The organism is Brachybacterium sp. B718/18 (genome assembly GCF_055454375.1).
The window spans coordinates 89,187-95,799 of sequence record NZ_JBVDDO010000005.1 but is presented as its reverse complement, the minus strand read 5'-3'; the positions used below and the strand labels follow the sequence as shown (position 1 = coordinate 95,799).

At 71.8% G+C, this 6,613-nt stretch carries 5 protein-coding genes; 3 read left to right on the top strand and 2 right to left on the bottom strand.

Features of this window, described 5'->3' with window-relative positions; all coding sequences use genetic code 11:
* Positions 1-51 precede the first annotated feature (51 nt).
* On the bottom strand, positions 52-1,707 hold the full coding sequence (locus ACZCAH_RS09590; protein WP_464340862.1) for a helicase HerA-like domain-containing protein: 1,656 nt from the start codon (positions 1,705-1,707) through the stop codon (positions 52-54).
* Between the two features lie 90 nt (positions 1,708-1,797).
* Here ACZCAH_RS09590 and ACZCAH_RS09585 point away from each other — a divergent pair, with 90 nt between their 5' ends.
* Positions 1,798-2,808, top strand: a complete 1,011-nt coding sequence (locus ACZCAH_RS09585) for an acyltransferase domain-containing protein (RefSeq protein WP_464340861.1) — start codon at positions 1,798-1,800, stop codon at positions 2,806-2,808.
* A gap of 23 nt (positions 2,809-2,831) precedes the next feature.
* Here ACZCAH_RS09585 and ACZCAH_RS09580 read toward each other — a convergent pair whose 3' ends face one another.
* Positions 2,832-3,434, bottom strand: a complete 603-nt coding sequence (locus tag ACZCAH_RS09580) for a TetR/AcrR family transcriptional regulator (RefSeq protein WP_464340860.1) — start codon at positions 3,432-3,434, stop codon at positions 2,832-2,834.
* Positions 3,435-3,604: 170 nt separating this feature from the next.
* On the opposite strand from ACZCAH_RS09580, the gene ACZCAH_RS09575 reads away from it, so the two are divergent.
* Together ACZCAH_RS09575 and ACZCAH_RS09570 are read left to right on the top strand one after the other, a co-directional pair.
* A complete protein-coding gene (locus ACZCAH_RS09575; RefSeq protein WP_464340859.1) occupies positions 3,605-5,335 on the top strand; it encodes an MDR family MFS transporter in 1,731 nt (576 codons plus the stop codon).
* A gap of 130 nt (positions 5,336-5,465) precedes the next feature.
* Entirely contained in the window at positions 5,466-6,563 is a 1,098-nt protein-coding gene (locus ACZCAH_RS09570) for a GNAT family N-acetyltransferase (RefSeq protein ID WP_464340858.1), read from the top strand.
* Positions 6,564-6,613: the final 50 nt, after the last annotated feature.

The window sequence follows — 6,613 nt, the reverse complement described above, 5'->3', positions numbered from 1 at the left end:
GGGGGCGCCGTCCTCGTTCCGGGGCCGTCCCTGCCCGGTCGGGCTCCTGCCTCAGCGCCGCCGACGGGTGCCGAACAGGCCGCGCGTGATCTCGCGGCCCAGCACGGTCCCGGCCGAACGCAGGAAGGACTTCACGGCGGGGTTCTGGAAGAAACCCTCGTCCTTGCCCGCCGTCTTCGCGGCGGGCTTCGCGGCGCGCTCCGCCGGCGCCCCGGTGCCGTCGGCCGCAGGTCCGGCACTCTTCCCCGCCGCGGCGTCCTGGGCCTCGGCCTCCTTCGCGGCGCGCTGCTGCAGGATCTCGTAGGCGGACTCGTTGTCCACGGCGGTGCCGTACTGCGCCTGCAGCGGGGAGGCGGCGACGGCGGCCGTGATCACCTCGGCACCGGCCGGCTCCATCGAGCTCTCCGGGGCGCGGACGGCCGTGATCGCGACCGGGGTCGGCGCGCCGTCCTCGCTCATCACGGTCACGATCGCCTCGCCGGTGCCGAGTGCGGGGATGACCTCCTCGAGGTCGTGCTCGGAGGTGGGGAAGGTCTTGGCGGTGGCCTTGAGCGCCTTCGCGTCGTCCGGGGTGAAGGCGCGCAGCGCGTGCTGGATGCGGTTGCCCAGCTGGGCGAGGACGTCGCCGGGGATGTCCTTCGGGGTCTGGGTGATGAAGAAGATGCCGACGCCCTTGGAGCGGATCAGCCGCACCGTCTGGACCACCTGGTCCAGGAACGCCTTGGAAGCGTCCTTGAACAGCAGGTGCGCCTCGTCGAAGAAGAACACCAGCTTCGGCACCTCGGCATCGCCGACCTCGGGCAGCTCCTGGTACAGCTCGGCGAGCATCCACATCATGAAGGTCGAGAACAGGGCGGGTCGGGAGGCGACGCCGGGGAGCTCGAGGCAGGAGATGATCCCGGTGCCGTTCTGTGTGCGCAGCAGCTGCTGGGTGTCGAAGGCGGGCTCGCCGAAGAAGACGTCCGCGCCGGAGGCCTCGAAGGTGGTGAGGCTGCGCAGGATCACCCCGGCGGTCGCGCTCGAGATCCCGCCGATGCCCTTGAGTTCGCTCTTGCCCTCGTCGGAGGTGAGGAACTGGATCAGGGCGCGGAGGTCCTTGAGGTCCAGGAGCGCGAGTCCCTGCGCGTCGGCGTAATGGAAGATCAGCCCGAGCGAGGACTCCTGGGTCTCGTTCAGCTCGAGCACCTTGGCCATCAGCACCGGCCCGAAGTCGGAGACGGTGGTGCGGATCGGGACGCCCTCGCCCTGCCCGCCCAGGGTGTAGAACTCCGTCGGCGCGGCGCGCGAGACCCACTCCTGACCGCGGGCGGCGGCACGCGCGGTGAGCTTCTCCGAGGCGGCACCCGGCACGGCGATGCCCGAGAGGTCGCCCTTCATGTCCGCGACGAAGACCGCCGCCCCGGCGTGGGCGGCCTGCTCGGCGATGACCTGGAGGGTGCGGGTCTTGCCGGTGCCGGTCGCACCCGCGATGAGGCCGTGGCGGTTGAGCATCGCCACCGAGAGGTTCACCGGCACGCTCGGATCCGGCTCCCCCGCGCCGCCGTCCGCGACGAGGGCACCGAGGTGGATGCGCGCTCCGTCGAAGGCGTAGGCGCTGCGGATCTGCTCGGCCTCGGCGGAGCCGGAGGGCACGGCGGGAGCCGCGGCGGGAGCCTCGGGCGCCGCCTGCGGCTCGGGGCCGGCGGAATCCTGTTGCGGGCTGGTCATCGGGGCCTCCTCGCCGGCGGACCGGCTGCATCGCGATCGGGACGGATCGATCGTAGCGGGGTGGCGGGGATCACCCAGTACCGTGGCCCCATGACCACCGCCCCACCCGTACTCGTCGAGTCCGAGGACGAGCTCGAGCCCGCCGAGGTAGCGGCCATGCTCACCGTGCCGTCCTATCCCTCGCTGCTCGAGCTGCTCGGCATCACCGGCGCCGACGCCGAGGACCTGCTGCCCCTCGTCGGTCCGGCGACTGCGGACCCCGCGCTCCTCGCGGAGGTCACGGCGCTCGCGAACCAGCTGCGCGCCGCCGCCGGGCTCGAGGTGCCCGAGGTCGACCTCGCCGCCCGCAAGGACGAGCTCGACGCTCTCCAGCAGGGCATCGCCCCGGGTGAGGGGCTGCTCGCGATCCTCGCGCTCACCGTCTCCACCGCGACGGTGCGGCGCTGGCATGGCGCCCGCGGACTCTCCCCGGCGCTGTCGTGGACGGTCCTCGCGGATCTCGGCCAGCAAATGCGGGTGCACCGCACGGGCACGGGGCGGCTGGGCCTGCACCAGCTGAACTGGGTCACCGGGAACTGGGCGGGCCGTCTGGTGCACCTGGGTCGGCTGCAGTTCGACCTGAGCCGTCGGCGCGTGACTCGGCTCGAGCACGGCGCGGAGCGCACCGGCCCGGACGAGCCGCAGCGCTGGGTCGTCGGCACCCACATCCCCGCGACGGGCCCCCTGGACCCCGCCGAGGTGGACGCCTCCTTCGACGCCGCCGTCGCCTACTTCACCGAGCACTACGCCGATCTGAACGCGGACCGCCCGGCCGACGCCCCGCGCTTCGGCCACGAGTTCACCTGCGACTCCTGGCTGCTGAGCGACCAGTTCGCGGAGATCACCGGGCCCGAGTCGAACCTCGCCCGCTTCGCCGCGCGCTGGCAGCTGATCGGCAGCGACCCCCAGGGGGCCGACGGCGCCCTCTTCTTCACCTTCGGGCTGCGCCCGCCGGTGGATCCCGCCGCGCTCCCGCGCCGCACCCGGCTCGAACGCGGCGTAGCCGATCGTCTGTCCGACGGGCGGGGCTGGACGACCGGGAGCGGGCGTCTCCTCCGCTGACTCCCCCGGGCGCCCGGCCCGCCTCAGAGGTGCCGGGCGCGCTCGTGGTAGAGCTCGATCACCTGGTCGAAGGCGAGCACGGGGTCGATACCGCGGCGCATCGAGATCGCGAAGGCGCTGCGGGTGAGCGCGAAGCTGACCTGCACGACGATGATCGCGAGCTCCCGGGAGTCCTCCCCGTCGAGCGCCTCGTCGAGCACGTCGACGAGGTCGGTCTGCATCGCCTGCAGATTGCCGGTGGAGATCGAGTGCAGGCTCGGCTCCTGCGCCATGACCCGCTTCTTCAGCTCACGCAGCTCGGGGTCGACGGGGATCCGGGAGATGCCTTCACGGATGACGGCCAGCAGGGCGGCCCGCACCGGCAGCGTCTCGAGCTTCTCCCGCAGGGATGCGACGGCTCGCGGCCCCTCGTCCCCGACGATGCCGAGGATCGCGGACTCCTTCGTGGACCAGTGGTTGAAGAAGGTGCGGGGAGAGACGCCCGCGCGCCGGGCGATCATCTCGGAGGTCACCCCCGAGAGCCCGTCCTCGGCGACCAGCTCGAGGGCCGCCCGGTGCATCGCCAGCCGGGTCGCGTGCTTCTTCTGTTCCCGTAGCCCGGCGGGTGCGGTCTCGTTCTCGCTCACGGGGACATCGTAGGTCCGAGAGATCACAGAATCTGCACTCGATGCAATAGTGCAGTCAATGCAACAACCAGTTAGCATGGCTTCGTCGAGGCACGAGGACGTGCAGCGGCCGCCGACGCGCCTCCCGCGCGCGCCATCCGCATCCGTCCACTCATCTCCCCGAGGTATTCGTGAGCACATCTCCCACCGCGACTGCGACGCCGGCCGCCTTCACCGGCCTGGACCGCCAGGGCAAGCTCGTCTTCATCGGCCTCATGCTCGGCATGTTCGTCGCCTCCCTCTCCCAGACGATCGTCGGCCCCGCACTGCCGCGGATCGTCGCCGAGCTCGGCGGCGTGGAGTACTACAGCTGGATCGCGACCGCCGCGATGCTGGTCTCCGCCGTCGCGGTGCCGATCGTCGGCAAGCTCTCCGACCTCTACGGCCGCCGCTGGTTCTACCTCGGGGGCCTGGCCGTCTTCATGCTCGGCTCGATCCTCTCGGGCATGGCCACCGACTTCTGGTTCCTGGTCTTCGCCCGCGCCGTCCAGGGCCTGGGCATGGGCACCCTGATGCCGCTCAGCCAGACGATCATCGGCGACATCATCCCGCCGCGTCAGCGCGGCAAGTACCAGGGCATCATGGGCGCCGTCTTCGGCGTGACCTCCGTGGTGGGCCCGCTGATCGGCGGCACGGTCACCGACAACCTCGGCTGGCGCTGGCTGTTCTACCTGACCCTCCCCATCGGCATCGCCGCCTTCGTGTTCATCCTGCGCTTCCTGCACCTGCCCACCTCTGCGCAGCACGGCAAGGTCGACTACCTCGGCATGATCACCCTGACCCCCGGGCTCGTGATCGGACTGCTCGCCACCACCTGGGGCGGCAACAACTACGCCTGGGACTCGGGCGTGATCATCGGGATGTACGCGGTCGCCGCGGCCTTCCTCCTCACCTTCGTGATCATCGAGACCCGCGTCGAGGAGCCCCTGCTCCCGATGCACCTCATCACCCGCCCCGTGGTCGCCCTCTCCGTCGCCGCCTCCTTCGCGATCGCCGTGGCGATGTTCGGCGCGATCATCTACATCCCCGTCTACGCGCAGGGTGTCATGGGTGTCTCGGCCACCAACTCCGGCGCGATCCTCATCCCGCTGTCGGTGGCGATGATCCTCACCTCGATCCTGGTGGGTCTGCTCATCACCCGCTTCGGCACCTACAAGATCTTCCTGGTCCTGGGCGGGCTGGTGCTGGTGGGCGGCTACCTGCTGCTGGCCGACATCCAGTACGGCGACTCCCCCTGGCATCTCACCCTCGCCATGGTCGTGATCGGCCTGGGCCTGGGCCTGTCGATGCAGGTGTACACCCTGGTGGTGCAGAACGCGGTGTCCCAGAAGGAGCTCGGCATCGCCACCGCCTCGATCCAGTTCTTCCGCAACATCGGCTCGACCATCGGCACCGCCGTGCTCGGCACCGTGATGGCCTCCCGGATGGGCCCGGCCATCGAGGAGCAGCTCAGCAGCCTGCCGCCGGAGCAGCTCGCCGCCCTGCAACAGTCCGGCGGCGGCGCGGACGCCTCCTCGCTCGAGGCCTCGGTGCTGGACCCTGCTGCGCTCGCGCAGCTGCCGGAGTTCCTCGTGGAGCCGATCCGCGCGGGCATGGGCGACGCGATGCACGGCGTCTTCCTCACCGCCGTGCCCTTCGTGGTCCTCGCGCTGCTGCTCTCGCTGTTCGTCAAGCAGGTCCCGCTGCGCGACACCCTGCACGACGCACCCTCCGGGGAGGATGCCGAGACGGAGCACGAGCCCCTCGACACCACCACGGGCGCCCTAGCCGCGGTGGGGGCGAGCGAGTCCGTCACCACCACGGGCGAGATCCGCGTGGTCGACTCCGCGGCCGAGCAGCAGGGCGATCCCGCGCGACGCTGATCACCGCTCGCCGGGCCCGATCCACGAGACCACCGCTCCTCCCGTCCCCGAGGACCGGTGGTCTCGTCGTTCTCGATCCGGAGCTCCCGCGGGCCGGTGCCCGGACAGGCCTCCATGACACGATGGACGGATGCTGCTCGTGGATCACTTCCCGCCCACCCTGCCCGCCACCCTCGCGGACCGGCTCGCCACGCGCCTGCCGCTCGCGGCCGACGTCGCCCCGGTGACCGCACTGCTCACCGCCGCGCTGCGCCGCCACGACCCCGAGGCCGCGGCCGACGAGACCGCGCTGCGCTCCCGCATGGTGGGGCTGAAGTCCTGGTCCCGCCGCCAGGTGGTCGTCGTGCCCGTCGGCGCCGACGGCTCCCCCTCCCTCGACCAGCCGCCGCTGGCCTGGATCGCACTCGAGGACCGCGCGAGCGGGCGCACCAACGTTCAGTTCGTGATCGCCGCCGACGCTCCCGAGCGGGAGGCCCTCGCCGCCTCGCTGCTGGACTGGGCGGTCGAGGTCGGCGGCTCCTTCGCCCGTGCCCGCGGCGTGGAGGCCACCAAGCTCACCACCGACGCGAACGAGCTCGACACCGACCGTGCGCAGCTCCTCGCCGCGGCCGGCTACGAGATGGTGCGCTCCTGGCTGCACATGCGCCGCTCCGTCGCCCCCGAGGAGGCGACCTCGCTACCCGCCCCGCGCGAGGGCACGCGGGTGCGGCGCGTGCATCGGCACGACTCGGGACTGCCCGTCGCGCAGGACGTCCGCACTGTGCACCGGATGCTCGAGGAGTCCTTCGCCGACCATTTCAACTCCTACCGCGAGTCCTTCGCCGAGTTCGTCCAGCGCCTCATCGAGGCCCCGGACGAGGCGGACTGGGACCACTGGTGGATCGCGGAGATCGAACGGGAGGGGCGCTGGCTGCCCGCTGGCGGCCTCGTCGCCGCCCCGATGAAGGCCACCCCGACCCGCGGCGAGGGCACCTACCTGGAGTACCTCGGCGTGCACCGCAGCGCCCGCGGCCACGGGATCGCGAAGTCCCTGCTGCGCGCCGCGATCCGCGACGCCGCCGAACGCGGACGCGGGTTCGTGGACCTCGAGGTCGACGACGACTCCCCCACCGGCGCCGACGGGATCTACGCCTCGATGGGCTGGGAGACCTTCGAGCGCACCCGCTCCTGGCACGCCGTCGCCCCCGCACATCCCTCGCGCCTGCTCGAGCCGCCGTCACGGAGCTGACCACCCGCCCGCGAGACGGCTCAGCGCCGTGGTCGGCCGACGAGGCTGCG

Excerpts from the sequence above, each read along its gene's own strand:
- ACZCAH_RS09590 (WP_464340862.1), bottom strand. The coding sequence starts at position 1,707 with ATGACCAGCCCGCAACAGGATTCCGCCGGCCCCGAGCCGCAGGCGGCG.
- ACZCAH_RS09585 (WP_464340861.1), top strand. The coding sequence starts at position 1,798 with ATGACCACCGCCCCACCCGTACTCGTCGAGTCCGAGGACGAGCTCGAG.
- ACZCAH_RS09570 (WP_464340858.1), top strand. The coding sequence starts at position 5,466 with ATGCTGCTCGTGGATCACTTCCCGCCCACCCTGCCCGCCACCCTCGCG.